At 31.1% G+C, this 14965-nt stretch carries 14 protein-coding genes; 9 read left to right on the top strand and 5 right to left on the bottom strand.

Annotated features, from left to right (window positions below):
- Positions 1–57 precede the first annotated feature (57 nt).
- A complete protein-coding gene (locus tag BVC87_RS15245) occupies positions 58–687 on the top strand; it encodes a peptidoglycan-binding protein LysM (protein ID WP_075343256.1) in 630 nt (209 codons plus the stop codon).
- A gap of 4 nt (positions 688–691) precedes the next feature.
- Here BVC87_RS15245 and BVC87_RS15240 read toward each other — a convergent pair whose 3' ends face one another.
- The 3 genes from BVC87_RS15240 to dnaA are packed head-to-tail and all read right to left on the bottom strand — an operon-like array spanning position 692 to position 3283.
- Positions 692–1396, bottom strand: a complete 705-nt coding sequence (locus BVC87_RS15240) for an SAM-dependent methyltransferase (RefSeq protein WP_075343255.1) — start codon at positions 1394–1396, stop codon at positions 692–694.
- Positions 1396–1845 (bottom strand): low molecular weight protein-tyrosine-phosphatase, encoded by a 450-nt coding sequence (locus tag BVC87_RS15235; RefSeq protein WP_075343254.1) that lies wholly within the window; start codon positions 1843–1845, stop codon positions 1396–1398. The genes BVC87_RS15240 and BVC87_RS15235 overlap by 1 nt, the downstream gene beginning before the upstream one ends.
- Before the next feature lie 13 nt (positions 1846–1858).
- On the bottom strand, positions 1859–3283 hold the full coding sequence (gene dnaA / locus BVC87_RS15230) for a chromosomal replication initiator protein DnaA (protein ID WP_075343253.1): 1425 nt from the start codon (positions 3281–3283) through the stop codon (positions 1859–1861).
- A gap of 177 nt (positions 3284–3460) precedes the next feature.
- Between dnaA and BVC87_RS15225 the strand changes: the two genes are divergently transcribed.
- The 6 genes from BVC87_RS15225 to BVC87_RS15200 all read left to right on the top strand — a co-directional run bounded on the left by BVC87_RS15225 (position 3461) and on the right by BVC87_RS15200 (position 10381).
- Positions 3461–3868 (top strand): acyl-CoA thioesterase, encoded by a 408-nt coding sequence (locus BVC87_RS15225; RefSeq protein WP_075343252.1) that lies wholly within the window; start codon positions 3461–3463, stop codon positions 3866–3868.
- 42 nt (positions 3869–3910) lie between these two features.
- Positions 3911–4483 (top strand): cob(I)yrinic acid a,c-diamide adenosyltransferase, encoded by a 573-nt coding sequence (locus tag BVC87_RS15220; RefSeq protein ID WP_075343251.1) that lies wholly within the window; start codon positions 3911–3913, stop codon positions 4481–4483.
- A 97-nt stretch (positions 4484–4580) separates the two neighbouring features.
- Positions 4581–4802: a DUF2795 domain-containing protein gene (locus BVC87_RS15215; RefSeq protein WP_075343250.1), complete on the top strand. Its 222-nt coding sequence runs from the start codon at positions 4581–4583 to the stop codon at positions 4800–4802.
- Between the two features lie 112 nt (positions 4803–4914).
- Positions 4915–8268 (top strand): preprotein translocase subunit SecA, encoded by a 3354-nt coding sequence (secA, locus tag BVC87_RS15210; RefSeq protein ID WP_075343249.1) that lies wholly within the window; start codon positions 4915–4917, stop codon positions 8266–8268.
- Positions 8269–8480: 212 nt separating this feature from the next.
- Positions 8481–9359, top strand: coding sequence for a UDP-2,3-diacylglucosamine diphosphatase (locus BVC87_RS15205; RefSeq protein WP_075343248.1), 879 nt, complete (start codon positions 8481–8483; stop codon positions 9357–9359).
- Positions 9360–9361: 2 nt separating this feature from the next.
- A complete protein-coding gene (locus tag BVC87_RS15200; protein ID WP_075343247.1) occupies positions 9362–10381 on the top strand; it encodes a glycosyltransferase family protein in 1020 nt (339 codons plus the stop codon).
- 2 nt (positions 10382–10383) lie between these two features.
- Here the strand turns inward: BVC87_RS15200 and BVC87_RS15195 are convergent, their stop codons facing one another.
- Both BVC87_RS15195 and BVC87_RS15190 read right to left on the bottom strand, forming a co-directional pair.
- A complete protein-coding gene (locus BVC87_RS15195) occupies positions 10384–10728 on the bottom strand; it encodes a ribosomal L7/L12 family protein (protein ID WP_075343246.1) in 345 nt (114 codons plus the stop codon).
- A gap of 1 nt (position 10729) precedes the next feature.
- Positions 10730–11395 (bottom strand): uracil-DNA glycosylase, encoded by a 666-nt coding sequence (locus BVC87_RS15190; RefSeq protein WP_075343279.1) that lies wholly within the window; start codon positions 11393–11395, stop codon positions 10730–10732.
- 34 nt (positions 11396–11429) lie between these two features.
- On the opposite strand from BVC87_RS15190, the gene BVC87_RS15185 reads away from it, so the two are divergent.
- Positions 11430–13640 (top strand): endonuclease MutS2, encoded by a 2211-nt coding sequence (locus BVC87_RS15185; protein ID WP_075343245.1) that lies wholly within the window; start codon positions 11430–11432, stop codon positions 13638–13640.
- Positions 13641–13703: 63 nt separating this feature from the next.
- On the top strand, positions 13704–14960 hold the full coding sequence (locus tag BVC87_RS15180) for a 6TM ABC transporter family protein (RefSeq protein ID WP_075343244.1): 1257 nt from the start codon (positions 13704–13706) through the stop codon (positions 14958–14960).
- Positions 14961–14965 lie beyond the last annotated feature (5 nt).

Genomic DNA, 14965 nt, shown 5'->3' with positions numbered 1-14965 from the left:
AATTGTTAAAAATAAGCCATTTCATTTTTATTTTTGAATTGTATTTTTATCATATATTTGCGCCCGCAAAACAGAAAGTGTATAGTTATCAGAAATTTAACATTACTATTATTTTTTACAACATTAACAAGTTTTACAACCAAAGAAGAAAAGAAAAAAGAAATTACAACCAATAATACACCTGCAAACTATGAAATTAAAGAACGTTTTTCATCAACCGAAAACATTCTTAAGTTAGATAATGATTTTATAGGATTTAAAGAAGCATTAGCTTTTAAAGAATCACAGGGTAGGTATTTTGTTGTAAACAGATTGGGGTATTTAGGAAAGTACCAATTCGGAAAAAACACTTTACGCCGATTTAAAATCTACAATACGCAAAACTTTTTAAAAGATCCAGCTTTACAAGAAAAAGCTTTCACGGCCTTATGTAAAGTCAACAAATGGATTTTAAGAAGAGACATTTCTCGCTTTGTTGGTAAAAAGATTAACGGTATAAAAATTACCGAGTCAGGAATTCTTGCCTCTGCACACTTAGCAGGACCAGGAAATGTAAAAAAGTTTTTACGCTCTTTTGGACAATATCAGTTCAAGGATGCTTTTGGAACTTCTATACAAAGTTATATGAAGAAATTTGCTGGATATGATGTTTCTTACATTACAGCAGACAAATTTGCTACCGTATAATTTTTTATGCCTGAATAATAAAAATTGTAGGACGTTTATGTAAATCTACATTCTCAGTCTTCCACTTTTTAACAGGAAACGTTTTTATATATTCAGTAGGTAAAGTAATATCACAAGCTACACTCAATTGAGTATTTGATTGCAGTGTAGCTTTTAAATCGTCTAACATTTTATTGTTTCTATATGGTGTTTCAATAAAAATTTGCGATTGTTCTTTATCTCTAGAAATCTTCTCTAATTCTTTAATTCTTCTTTTTCGATCAGACTTATCTATTGGTAAATAACCATTAAAAGTAAAGTTTTGACCGTTTAAACCAGAAGCCATTATTGCCATCAGTATTGAAGATGGTCCTACTAATGGTATCACTTGAATACCTTTTTCGTGTGCTTGTTTCACTACAGTTGCTCCAGGATCAGCTACTCCAGGTACTCCAGCTTCTGAAAGAATACCAACTGAAATCCCTTCACTACACACATCCAGATAATTTTGAGTTTCTAATTCATGAGAATACTTATCAATTAACATGAAGTTTAATGCAGACTGAGCTTTACCTGGTGTTATTCTCTTAATATACCGTCTTGCTGTTTTTTCATTTTCAACAATAAAATGATTCAATTTTTCGATTACCTGTTTTACAGAAATAGGCATTACCTCTAACGGTTCTGTATCTCCAAGTGTAGTAGGTATTAAGTATAGTTTTCCAAGCATTATTTATGGATTTTATCTGCAATTATCTCACAAGCATCTTCTAGCATCCTATAGACATTAACAAAACCTTGATCTCCTCCATAATATGGATCTGGAACGCTTAAATTCTCACCAGGGTGCGATTCATTTAAAATCATTTCCACTTTATCCTGATCTTTTTGATTCCTAGAAAGTTTAAGTATGTTTTGATAATTACTGTCATCCATAGCATAAATCAAATCAAAATGATCAAAATCCTCAACAGAAAACTTTCTTGATTTTTGATCAGTTATGTCAATACCATTCAATCTAGCTACCTCAATAGATCTTTTATCAGGAAGCGCTCCTTCATGAAAACCCGAAGTTCCTGCAGAATCAACGAAAGTAGATGCATCAACTTTAGATTTTAAGATGCCTTCAGCTAAAGGTGAACGACAAATATTCCCTAAGCAAACCATCAATACTTTCATTTTCAGTAAGTTTTTAGAATGTTAATTTCTTCGTCAAGTCTTCGACGTATTTCCTAAATTGTTTATCCGTTTCAGTTAAATTATCAACCGTTTTACAAGCATGTAATACCGTAGCATGATCTCTTTGACCAATTTGGCTTCCAATACTAGCTAAAGACGATTTTGTCATACGTTTAGCAAAATACATTGCCAACTGACGTGCTTGTACAACATGTCTTTTTCTTGTTTTAGATTGTAAAGTAGCTACATCCATATCAAAATACTTTGAAACTACTTTTTGTATATAATCTATAGAAACTTCCTTTTTGGTATTTTTAACAAATTTATCTACAATTTGTCTTGCTAAATCTAATGTAAATTCTCTTCTATTAAATGATGCTTGAGCGATCATAGAAATAATTACACCTTCAAGTTCACGAACATTAGATTTTACATTTTTTGCTATATATTCAATAATATCTTCAGGCATTTCAACTCCATCTCTAAACAACTTCTTTTGAAGTATGGAAATACGAGTCTCATAATCTGGATTTTGTAATTCCGCAGAAAGTCCCCATTTAAAACGAGACAATAATCGCTGTTCTATATCCTGCATATCTACAGGAGCTTTATCTGAAGTTAAAATTACTTGCTTACCATTTTGGTGCAAATGATTGAATATATGGAAAAAGACATCTTGTGTTCCTGCTTTCCCTGATAAAAACTGTACATCATCAATAATCAATACATCAATCATTTGGTAGAAATGAATAAAATCGTTTCTTGTATTCGACTTTACTGAATCTATAAATTGTTGTGTGAATTTTTCAGAAGAAATATATAATACCGTTTTATCCGGATATTTATCTTTAATATCAACCCCTATAGCATGAGCTAAGTGTGTTTTTCCTAAACCAACTCCTCCATATATTAACAATGGATTAAAAGAAGTACCTCCAGGTTTATTAGCAACAGCCATACCTGCTGATCTTGCTAATCTGTTTGAATCTCCTTCTACAAAATTATCGAAATTATAATTTGGATTTAATTGAGACTCTATTTTTACCTTTTGTAGACCAGGAATAACAAACGGATTCTTTAGCTCCCTTTTAGACTCTAAAGGAACTGTTACTTTTTGTGGTTTTAAAGGGTTTCTGTTAGCACTTGGAATTTTTACAGTCTGTGGATTATTACTACTGTATGTGTTTTCCATTCTAACATCATATATCAATTTTGCATGCTCCCCTAACTCTCGTACTAAGGCAACTCTAAGTAACTTGATATAGTGCTCTTCTAACCATTCATAAAAAAACTTACTTGGAACCTGAATTGTTAATGCCTCGCCTGATAACTTAACGGGTTTAATAGGTTCAAACCATGTCTTATAGGCTTGTGGCTTTATATTATCCTTAATAAAAGATAGACAATTCAACCATACGTATTCAGCAGTTTTACTCATTTAAGCTCTCCATAAAAATTTGCTTTTCCCTACAAAAAAGTAGAAAAAAAATTGTTAAAAATCCCTCCATTATGGAGGGACAAAAGTGTGAATAAATTTCAGTAAAAAAAAATCAAATTGGTATTGATTATTATTTTTTTTTTATGTAAGATTAGTTCAAAATTTACATAAAATATTTTGTCTGAAAATTATTCAAACTTACGAGTCCGATATGCCGAAACAGACCAGATGGGTGTTGTGTATCACGGTAATTATGCGCAATATTTTGAAATTGGTAGAACTGAATGGCTTCGATCATTGGGGGTAGATTACAAATATATGGAAAATAACGGGATAATGCTTCCAGTTATTGTGCTAAACTGTAACTTTAAAAAATCTGCTTTTTATGATGATGTACTAACCATTAAAACCACTTTAAAAAAAACACCTTCTGTTAAAATAGAGTTCGACTATGAAATTACCAACCAAAATAACGAGTTACTCTGTACAGGAAACACTACCTTAGCTTTTATTGATATGAATACCAAAAGACCAACAAGATGTCCTGACTATATTCTCGACAAACTTAGTTTAACAACAGGTTAATTTATAATTCATATTGCACTAATCATCAATTACTATTAATTAATGAAAATATATACTAAAACTGGAGATAAAGGTACCACTGCCCTATTTGGTGGTTCGAGAGTACCTAAAAACCACTTACGAATTGAAAGCTATGGAACCGTAGATGAGCTTAACTCATATATAGGTTTAATTCGAGATCAAGAAATTGATCAAATTACTAGAAATGCTTTACTTAAAATACAAGATGAACTTTTCACTTTAGGAGCAATGTTAGCTACACCACCTGAAAAAGAAATACTAAAAAATGGGAAAGAACGTTTAAATATCCCTAAAATAAGTGATCAATCTATTGCGTTTTTAGAAGTAGAAATGGATAGAATGAACGATGCTCTTCCGCAGATGACTCATTTTATTTTACCTGGAGGGCACCAAACAGTGTCATTTTGTCATATAGCTCGCTGTGTTTGCCGTAGAGCCGAGCGTTTATCGGTTGCTTTACACCACATCGAGCCTGTAAGTGAAAGCGTTTTAATGTATTTAAACCGACTATCTGACTACCTATTTGTATTGGCACGGAAGTTGTCGAAAGATGTTAAAGCGGATGAGGTAAAATGGATACCTAAAAAGCTTTGAAAAAGTTCTTTTTTTTACTAATTTCAGATTTTTAATAAAAAACTTGACTTTTTAAGTTTAAATTTTATTTTTGCAGAACACAAAAACAGATTAAGAAATGTACTGGACACTTGAATTAGCATCATATTTAGCAGATGCTCCATGGCCCGCAACAAAAGACGAATTGATTGATTACGCTATTCGTACTGGTGCACCGTTAGAAGTGGTGGAAAACCTACAAGACATTGAAGACGAAGGTGAGGTTTACGATTCTATCATTGAGATATGGCCAGACTATCCAACCGAAGAAGATTATCTTTGGAACGAAGATGAATATTAATACATAACCATATAAACATAAAAGTCTCATTCGAGGCTTTTTTTTTGCTTACCTTTAAGTAAGTACAAACCAACAATTAACGAAGTAAAACTTCTTATAAAACACACAGATAATGAGCATTTTAAACTCAATTATAAAAATATTTGTAGGTGATAAACAACAGAAAGATTTAAAGAAACTACAACCTATCATCGATAACATTAAGGCTTTTGAAGATGCTATCGCTAAACTTAGCCATGATGAATTAAGAGCAAAAACTGCTGAGTTTAAGTCAAAAATAAGTGGTGCTACTCAAACTTTTGAAGATCAAATCATTCAACTAGAAGAAGAAGCTAAAACTGCAGAAATTGATAGACAGGAAGAAATTTACACCGAAATAGATAAATTAAAAGATGAAGCATACGAAGCCTCTGAAAATATTTTAAAAGAAATCATGTCGGAAGCATTTGCTGTAGTTAAAGAAACTGCTAAACGTTTTGCAACAAACAATGCTATTGAAGTTACTGCAACTCCTTTTGATAGAGAATTATCTGGTAGTAAAGAACATGTAACCCTAGAAAATGATAAAGCTATTTGGGCTAATACTTGGGATGCTTCAGGAAAAGAGGTTACTTGGGATATGATTCATTACGACGTACAATTGATTGGTGGATCTGTTTTACACGAAGGTAAAATTGCCGAGATGATGACAGGAGAAGGTAAAACATTAGTATCTACGCTTCCTGTATACTTGAATGCTCTTAGTGGAAAAGGAGTTCATGTGGTTACTGTAAATGACTACTTAGCAAAACGTGACCGTGCATGGATGGCTCCTATCTTTGAATTCCATGGTTTATCAACAGATTGTATTGATTATCATCAACCTAACTCAGAAGCCAGAAGAAAAGCGTATAACGCTGACATTACTTACGGAACTAACAACGAATTTGGTTTTGATTATTTACGTGATAATATGGCTTCTTCTAAAGAAGATTTGGTACAACGTGCTCCAAACTATGCTATTATTGATGAGGTAGACTCTGTATTGATTGATGATGCACGTACTCCTCTAATCATTTCGGGTCCAATACCACAAGGTGATATTCATGAATTTAACGAGTTAAAACCATTAGTTTCTGATTTAGTAGGATTACAAAGTAAATATTTAGTTGGTGTTTTAGCTGAAGCTAAAAAATTACTAAAAGAAGGTGATACTAAAGAAGGAGGTTTCTTATTATTGAGAGTATACAGAGGGCTTCCTAAAAACAAAGCATTAATCAAATACTTATCTCAAGAAGGTATTCGACAAATACTTCAAAAGACAGAAAACTTCTACATGCAGGATAATAACAAACTAATGCCTGAAGTAGACGCTGAATTATGGTTTACTATTGAAGAGAAAAATAACCAAATCAATTTGACAGATAAAGGAGTTGGTCATTTATCTGAAAAAACACAAAATAGTACATTCTTTGTATTACCAGATATTAGTATAAAAATTGCTGAAATTGAAAGTGCTGATAGCACCCCTGAACAAAAAGCAGAATTAAAAGAAGAGTTATACAGAGATTTTAGTGTGAAGAGTGAACGAATTCACACCATGAATCAATTATTGAAAGCCTATACTTTATTTGAAAAAGATGTTGAATATGTTGTTGTTGACAATAAAGTAATGATTGTAGACGAGCAAACTGGTCGTATTATGGATGGCCGTCGTTATTCTGATGGTTTACACCAAGCTATTGAAGCTAAAGAGAATGTAAAAATTGAAGACGCTACACAAACTTTTGCTACAGTAACTTTACAGAACTACTTTAGAATGTACCGTAAGTTATCTGGTATGACGGGTACTGCAATTACTGAAGCTGGTGAATTCTGGGAAATATATAAGCTAGATGTTATAGAAATTCCTACGAATAAGCCTATTGCAAGAGACGATAGAGAAGATTTATTATATAAAACTACAAGAGAAAAATACAATGCCGTTATTGAAGAAATTGTAAAACTTGTAAATGAAAATAGACCTGTATTAGTAGGTACAACTTCAGTAGAAATCTCTGAGCTACTAGGTAGAATGCTTAAAATGCGTAAAATACCGCATAATATTTTAAATGCGAAACTACATAAAAAAGAAGCTGATGTTGTTGCTGAAGCTGGTAAACCTGGCCAAGTAACTATTGCAACTAACATGGCAGGACGTGGTACAGATATTAAACTTACTGATGAAGTAAAAGCTGCAGGAGGATTAGCCATTATTGGTACTGAACGTCATGATTCAAGACGTGTAGATCGTCAGTTACGTGGTCGTGCTGGTCGTCAGGGAGATGTAGGTTCTTCTCAATTCTTTGTGGCACTTGATGATAATTTAATGCGTTTATTTGGTTCTGATCGTATTGCTAAAGTAATGGACAGGTTAGGATTAAAAGAAGGAGAAGTGATTCAAGATAGAATGGTAACCAAGTCTATCGAAAGAGCACAGAAAAAGGTAGAAGAAAATAACTTTGGTATTCGTAAGCGTTTGTTGGAATATGATGATGTAATGAATGCGCAACGTGAGTTTGTTTACAAACGTCGTCGTCACGCTTTAGATGGAAAGCGTTTACAAATAGATATTGCTAACATGATTTATGATACATGTGATGCAGTAGTACGTCAAAATAAGGCTGCAAAGAATTTTCAAAACTTTGAATTCGAATTGATTCGTTTCTCTTCTATGACATCTCCTTTTTCTGAAGAAGATTTCAACAACAAGCCAGAACAAGAGTTAATTGATGAATTATACGAAATAGTTACTAGCAATTACAAGAACGACACTGAACGTAACGCGACTCAAGTATACCCAGTAATTAAAAATGTATTTGAAAATGAAGGGGATCGTTATGAGCGTATTGTAGTTCCTTTTACTGATGGTACTAAAACCTTACGTGTTGTTACCAATTTAAAAGAAGCTTATGAAACCGAAGGTAAATCTTTAGTTAATGACTTTGAAAAAAACATCACTCTGGCTATTATCGATGAAAATTGGAAAGATCATCTACGTAAAATGGATGAATTAAAGCAAACAGTTCAAAACGCAACATATGAACAAAAAGATCCATTATTAGTCTATAAATTTGAAGCTTTTGAATTATTCCAAGAGACAATTGATAAAGTAAATAAGGAAGTGTTATCTTTCTTATTTAAAGGGAAATTACCTACTGAAGATGAATCTCAAATTTCTGAAGCTAGAGAACAGCAAAGAGAAAAGTTAGACTTGCGTAAAGACGAAGTTCAAAACTCTACGCAACAAGCTTTTAATAATGCTCGTCAACAACAAACACAAGAGCAACCACAAGCTGTGGAAACAATAGTTAGAGAACAACCTAAAATTGGTCGTAATGAACGTGTAACTATTAAAAATGTAATGAGTGGTGAAGAAAAAGTAGTAAAATACAAACAAGCTATTCCTTTACTAGAACAAGGAAGTTGGGTATTACACAATAATTAAAATACTATTTTTCACAATAAAAAAAGCTCAGGGGTTTTCTCCTGAGCTTTTTTGTTTACACAAAATTTACAAAATTCATATAATGTTCAACTTCATCTAACAAACAATTAATCAAAGTTTTACCAAAAAAATATACGTAATGTATAATTTGGTAAAAATTAATTAACCAATTCTAGAACTTTCTTAGGGGAAAGCTTATATATCACTTTAAAATGAAGAAAAGTAAAAGACGTAAATTAGATATCGTTGTAATTTCAGATGTACATTTAGGAACTTTTGGATGCAGAGCTGCTGAATTACATAACTATTTAAAAACAATTAACCCAAAAACTTTAATCTTAAACGGTGATATTATAGATATATGGCAATTCAAAAAGCGATATTTCCCCAAAGCACACATGAAAGTTATTCGTCAAATCATGAATTTTATTACTTCAGGTGCTAAAGTATATTACATTACTGGAAATCATGATGAAATGCTAAGAAAATTTAAAGGATTTAGATTAGGTAGCTTCGAAATTGTAAACAAAGTAGTACTAGATATAGATGGTAAAAAGGGATGGTTTTTCCATGGTGATGTTTTTGATGTTACCATGCAACACTCTAAATGGCTTGCTAAATTAGGTAGTGTTGGTTATGATTCTTTAATTATGCTTAATACCGCTGTAAATTGGATCAGTGAAACACTAGGCTATAATAGATTATCTTTCAGTAAAAAAATAAAAAATGGTGTAAAAAGTGCTGTGAAATTTATTAATAATTTTGAAACTACTGCTGCAGAAATAGCTATTGATAATGAATACCATTATGTAGTTTGTGGGCACATTCATCAACCAGAAATGCGTGTTATTCAAAATGAAAAGGGTGAAACAGTATACCTAAATTCAGGTGATTGGATTGAAAACTTAACCGCTCTGGAATATAATGACAAGGAATGGAAATTATATGAGTATGAAAAAGATGAATTAGCTAAAAAATTACCAAAAAATATTGAAGTAGCTGATATAGAATTAATACGAGCTGAGCAAAGTAACAGTCAGCTTTTTGAAGGTTTATTAGAAGAGTTTAACATTCAAAAATTTTCTAAATAATTATGAAAATTTTATACGCAATCCAAGGTACAGGCAATGGACACGCCAGTAGAGCTTTAGAAGTAGTTCCACATTTACAAAAAAGAGCAGAAGTTGATATTTTAGTCAGTGGTTATCAATGTGAATTAAAATTTCCTTTTGAAGTACAATATAAATTGTACGGCTTAAGTTTTATTTTTGGTATAAAAGGTGGTGTTGATATATGGAAAACTTTAAAAAAATCTAAGTTCAATAATCTTTGGAGAGAAATTAAATCTCTACCTGTACAAGACTACGATTTAGTCATCAATGATTTTGAACCTGTTTCTGCTTGGGCTTGTAAATTAAGAAATATACCTATAATTTCATTAAGCCATCAAAATGCAGTTGCAGATGAAAATGCACCAAAATATGGACATAAGCTAATGTTAGAGAAGCTGATATTAAAATATTATGCTCCTGCTAAAATCAAATTTGGTTTTCATTTTAAAACCTATTCTTCTGCTACTTTTCTTCCAATTATAAGAAAAGAAATTAGATACCAAAACATCTCTAAAAAAGGACATTATACGGTATATTTACCTGCATATGGTGACAAGAAGCTTATCAAAATTTTATCTAAGTTTAAAACCGTAAAATGGGAGATTTTTTCTAAACACACTAATCAATTTCAACTCCACAATAATATAATTATCAGACCAATTGATGGTAAAGAGTTTATTAAAAGTATAGCTACTGCTAATGGTATACTTTGTGGGGCTGGTTTTGAAACTCCAGCCGAAGCCTTATATCTTAAAAAGAAACTAATGGTAATTCCTATGAAAAATCAATACGAGCAACAATGTAATGCATTAGCTTTAAAAGAAATGGGAGTACCTGTATTGAAGAAATTAAGTAAAAAACAGTTGCCTAAAATTGAAAAATGGTTGAAATCTGATAAAATTATAGAAGTCAATTATCCTGATGTTACAGAAGATATTTTAGACGCTATAACACTACCTTACTATAATGAAACTTTATTACCTGAAATCTCTATGATGTAAAATTACTTTTTCATGTAATACAAAATACCTAATATGATAATTACCACTAGTAACAAAAATAGTGTCTTAGTAGGTTTGGTTTTATTTGAAATAAAATGAGTTCCTTTCTTCTTAGAAGAATGATTAAATTTATATTTCTGCTGATCAATTGAGCTTTGAAACTCTTTATGATCAAAATAGTTTACATCTTTTTCTAAAGCGTCAACAATATCCTTAGCTTCTTTTAAGCTCACACCTGTATTTTTTCGGATAAAAACAACAGCCTCTATTTTGCTTTTATATAAAGCTTTGGAGAAATCCGATTTCGATATGTTTATATCATTAATTTTAATTGACTCCTTTCCCATTTTACCATTGTATAGGAGTTATATTCTTTTCTTCTAAAATACTATTAGTTTGAGAAAAATGCTTATTTCCAAACCAATATCCGCGATTAGCACTTAAAGGTGATGGATGTCCTGATTGTAATACTGTGTGTTTACTAGTATCTATTTTACGTCCCTTCTTTTTCGCATAACCTCCCCATAATAAAAAAACTACATCTTTTTTATGTTCCGATATTTTACTAATTACGGCATCCGTAAATTGTTCCCATCCTTTATTCTGATGACTTCCAGCTTCATGAGCCCTAACCGTTAACGTAGCATTTAATAATAACACTCCTTGCTGCGCCCATCTAGACAAGTCTCCTGATTTGGGATACGGAATAGTAACGTCTGTTTCTATTTCTTTAAAAATATTAATCAAAGATGGTGGATGCGCTATTCCATCATGAACGGAAAAACACAATCCATTAGCCTGCCCAACTCCATGGTATGGATCTTGACCAATAATTACCACTTTTACATCATTAAATTCACAATAATCAAACGCAGAAAAAATAGCAGAACCTTTAGGATAACAGGTATAATTTTGATATTCACTCTTTACAAAGTTTGCTAATTCTATAAAATAAGGCTTATCGAATTCCTCTTGTAAAATATGTTTCCAGCTTTCCGCTATATTTACTTGCATTCTTATTATTTTTGTTGATCCAAAAATAGGAAATTTGAAACATAATATTTCAGAAAAAACATTGCAAGATTTAGAATTCAATACGGTTTTACAACAAGTATCAGAATTCAGTATTACCTCATTAGGGAAAGAAAACGTTTTAAAAATTACCCCAATTCAAACTCAAGAAGAATTACTTTTTGAATTGCAATTGGTTAATGAGTATTTAAGCTCTTTTGAAAATGAAAATAGAATTCCAAATCATGGTTTTGATAATATTACCGAATATATTAAGCGTTTAGCTATTGAAAATAGCTACTTAGAACCTGAATCTTTTTTAAAAATAGCCACAGTAACTTCTACAGTTAATGAACAAAAGAAATTCTTAAAAAAGTTTAAAGACTACTACCCTAGCCTTTTCCTGCTTAGTGATGAAATTGAGTACACCACTCATGTTTCTGACGCTATTCAAAAAATAATTTTACCTCATGGAGAAATTGTAAATAATGCCTCTCCTACTTTGAAACAACTAAGAAAAGATATTAATCATGTTAGAGGTAAAATATCAGAAAGTTTTTCTAAAGCTTTAAGTAGTAGTATTTCTAATGGTTATTTGGATGATATTAAAGAAACTATTATTGATAATCAACGTGTGTTAGCAGTTATCGCTATGCATAGAAGAAAGGTAAAAGGTAGTTTATTAGGATCATCTAAATCTGGAAACATTGTTTATATAGCTCCACAAGCTACGCTATCTTACAGTAGAGAACTACAAAATTTACTATATGAAGAAAAACAAGAAGTTGTAAAAATACTTCGTACTCTTGCTGAAGAAATACGACCTTTTACACCTTTATTGGAAGCATATTTAACCTTTTTGACACATTTAGATGTAATTGCTTCAAAAGCAAAATATGCAAGAGAAATTAATGGCTTGTTACCTAAAATTTCTTCTACTAGAAAAGTATATCTAAGAGATGCGTATCATCCTGTTTTGTGGAGAAAAAATAAAGTACAAGGCGTTAATACCATTTCACAAACTCTTGAGCTTAATGAAAAACAACAAATTATTGTTATTTCTGGGCCTAATGCTGGAGGAAAAAGTATCACATTAAAAACAATAGGTTTATTACAAGTAATGTTGCAAAGTGGATTACTAATACCTGTACATGAACGTAGTGAAACTTGCATTTTTGGAACGATTTTAACCGATATTGGCGATAATCAATCTATAGAAAATCAATTAAGTACCTATAGCTATCGTTTAAAGAATATGCGTTATTTCCTTAGAAAATGTAACGATAATACATTATTTTTAATTGATGAATTCGGAACAGGTTCAGATCCTGAATTGGGTGGCGCTTTAGCTGAAATTTTCCTAGAAGAATTCTACCAGAAAAAATCTTTCGGAATTATCACTACGCACTATGCTAACTTGAAAGTATTAGCCAATGAATTAGAAAATGTTACCAATGCAAATATGCAATTTAATGAGCGCACATTAGAACCTATGTATAAACTATTTATAGGTCAAGCTGGTAGTTCTTTCACCTTTGAAGTTGCTCAAAAAAATGGTATTCCTTATAGTTTAATCAATAGAGCTAAAAAACGTGTTGAAAGTGAAAAAGTTCGTTTAGATAAAACCATATCTAAGCTTCAGAAAGAAAGAAATAGACTTCAAAAAACATCCGATAATTTAGAAAAACAAAAATCTAAAGGACAAGAACACATTGAAAGTTTACAGGAGAAAGAACAACGCATTCAAGAGAAATTAGAAGGTTTCCAGGAACTTTATGATAATAATCAACGTATGTTATCATTAGGAAGAAGACTTAATGAATTATTAAATAAATACTTCCAAACTAATAATAAAAAGGAACTTTCAGCTAATTTCTTCAAATGGGTTGCTTCAGAAAAAACCAAGTTTACCAAAAAGAACCCTCCTAAAAAGAAAACAAAACAAGAAAAAGCTAAGGAGAAAGAAACTGAAGCGAAGCAAAAACAAGCGATTCAAAAAGTAGAACAAGAGGTACTAAAAAAAGTAGTAGAAGTTCGAAAAGAAAAGAAAGAGGAAGCTAAAAAAGAAGCTAAAGCCAGAGCTGAATATGTATATAAAGTTGGAGATCGTGTTCGTTTAATTGATGGAAATTCTGTAGGAACTATTGATAAAATTGAAAAAAAGAACGCGTTTATTAATTACGGTCTTTTTACCACTAAAACTTCTATTGAAAAAATAGAATTAGTAGAAAAAGCTAAAAGTAAATAATATCAAAAGTTATTGATTTCTTTCTAAAACTATATATTAGTAGCAATTTCAACTATATAAGTTATGGAAAAATCAACTACTACTACTTCTAAACAGTGGTTACAACGATTAAAAGATGAAAGTTGGGAAGCTGAATTATTAGTTTCTGCAGTGGCTATTTTCGGTACTTTTAAATTATTCGGAGTAATTGATTGGTTAACAAATAAATTCATAGACATATTAGATCCCAATCTATATTTAACTGCTTATGCAGTTGTATTTTTTGGTCTCTTTGCTATTAGTATACTAGCATCTATGTTTGTCATACATTTCTTTTTAAGAGCGTATTGGATTGGGCTTGTAGGACTAAATTCTGTTTTCCCAGATTATAGTATAGAAGATAGTGCGTATTCTAAAATTTATACTGAAAAAATTCTTTCCATTCTACCCAAATTAAAAGATTCAATAGAAAAAGTAGATGAGTTATGTAGCGTAATCTTTTCAGCAGCATTTACGTTTCTATTAATTTATTCAAACTTTGCATTAATAGCAACCATTTATATCATCCTGTTTAATTTATTATCATCTATTGTACCGCCTATGGTACTATTAATACCTCTCATCTTTTTACTATCTATGGTGTTCTTACAATCTGGATTGTCTATATATGCCAATTTAAAAATGAATCATGAAAAAGAGGAACTTCAAAATAGATCGTTTCAATTAAATAAGATCAGTTCAATGATTCTTTTTGGTCCATTATATAAAGCTATTCTTCAAGTAAGCATGATATTTACGTCCAATTTTAAAAAAAAGAAACGATTATCTTACTTAATGATAATTTTCGTTTCTAGCGGAGCCTTTGTCGCTTTATTCCAAATGGGACAAACCAATATCCCTTACTTAATTAACTCTAAAAAATATTTCAGCAAAACAAAAGTAGAATCTAGTTTTTATGAAATCAATAATGATGAAAATCTATATTTGTTAACTCCAGAGATTAAGTCAGATATTATCAATTCAAACACTATCAAAGTTTTTATTCCTTTATATAGTCATGAAAGAAAACAAAGAATAAAAATTTGTGATCATAATCTAAAGGATGCAACTGAACAGCAAGAAGATGAACGATTATTATATTGTTATAAAGAGTATGTAAAAATTAAGGTTAATGAGCAACCTATAGATGTTGAATTTTTACGATACATCCACCAGAGAACGGATCAATTTGGGGTTGTGGGATATATTGTAAATAATAATCTTAAACCAGGAAAAAACAGTTTAACTGTAGCAAAAGGAAACGGAAATTCATGGAAAATTCCATTTTATTTCCAAAAATAGACAAG

It is taken from the genome of Tenacibaculum agarivorans, assembly GCF_001936575.1.
GTDB classification, from domain to species: Bacteria; Bacteroidota; Bacteroidia; order Flavobacteriales; family Flavobacteriaceae; genus Polaribacter; species Polaribacter agarivorans.
Note: the sequence above shows the minus strand (reverse complement) of the source record. Positions and strands in the feature narration are given on the sequence as shown.

Bases quoted from the DNA above. Each gene is read 5' to 3' on its own strand.
- BVC87_RS15180 (WP_075343244.1), top strand. From the start codon at position 13,704: ATGGAAAAATCAACTACTACTACTTCTAAACAGTGGTTACAACGATTA.
- secA (WP_075343249.1), top strand. From the start codon at position 4,915: ATGAGCATTTTAAACTCAATTATAAAAATATTTGTAGGTGATAAACAA.
- dnaA (WP_075343253.1), bottom strand. From the start codon at position 3,283: ATGAGTAAAACTGCTGAATACGTATGGTTGAATTGTCTATCTTTTATT.
- BVC87_RS15240 (WP_075343255.1), bottom strand. From the start codon at position 1,396: ATGCTTGGAAAACTATACTTAATACCTACTACACTTGGAGATACAGAA.
- BVC87_RS15190 (WP_075343279.1), bottom strand. From the start codon at position 11,395: ATGCAAGTAAATATAGCGGAAAGCTGGAAACATATTTTACAAGAGGAA.
- BVC87_RS15195 (WP_075343246.1), bottom strand. From the start codon at position 10,728: ATGGGAAAGGAGTCAATTAAAATTAATGATATAAACATATCGAAATCG.
- BVC87_RS15220 (WP_075343251.1), top strand. From the start codon at position 3,911: ATGAAAATATATACTAAAACTGGAGATAAAGGTACCACTGCCCTATTT.
- BVC87_RS15235 (WP_075343254.1), bottom strand. From the start codon at position 1,845: ATGAAAGTATTGATGGTTTGCTTAGGGAATATTTGTCGTTCACCTTTA.
- BVC87_RS15200 (WP_075343247.1), top strand. From the start codon at position 9,362: ATGAAAATTTTATACGCAATCCAAGGTACAGGCAATGGACACGCCAGT.
- BVC87_RS15205 (WP_075343248.1), top strand. From the start codon at position 8,481: ATGAAGAAAAGTAAAAGACGTAAATTAGATATCGTTGTAATTTCAGAT.
- BVC87_RS15215 (WP_075343250.1), top strand. From the start codon at position 4,581: ATGTACTGGACACTTGAATTAGCATCATATTTAGCAGATGCTCCATGG.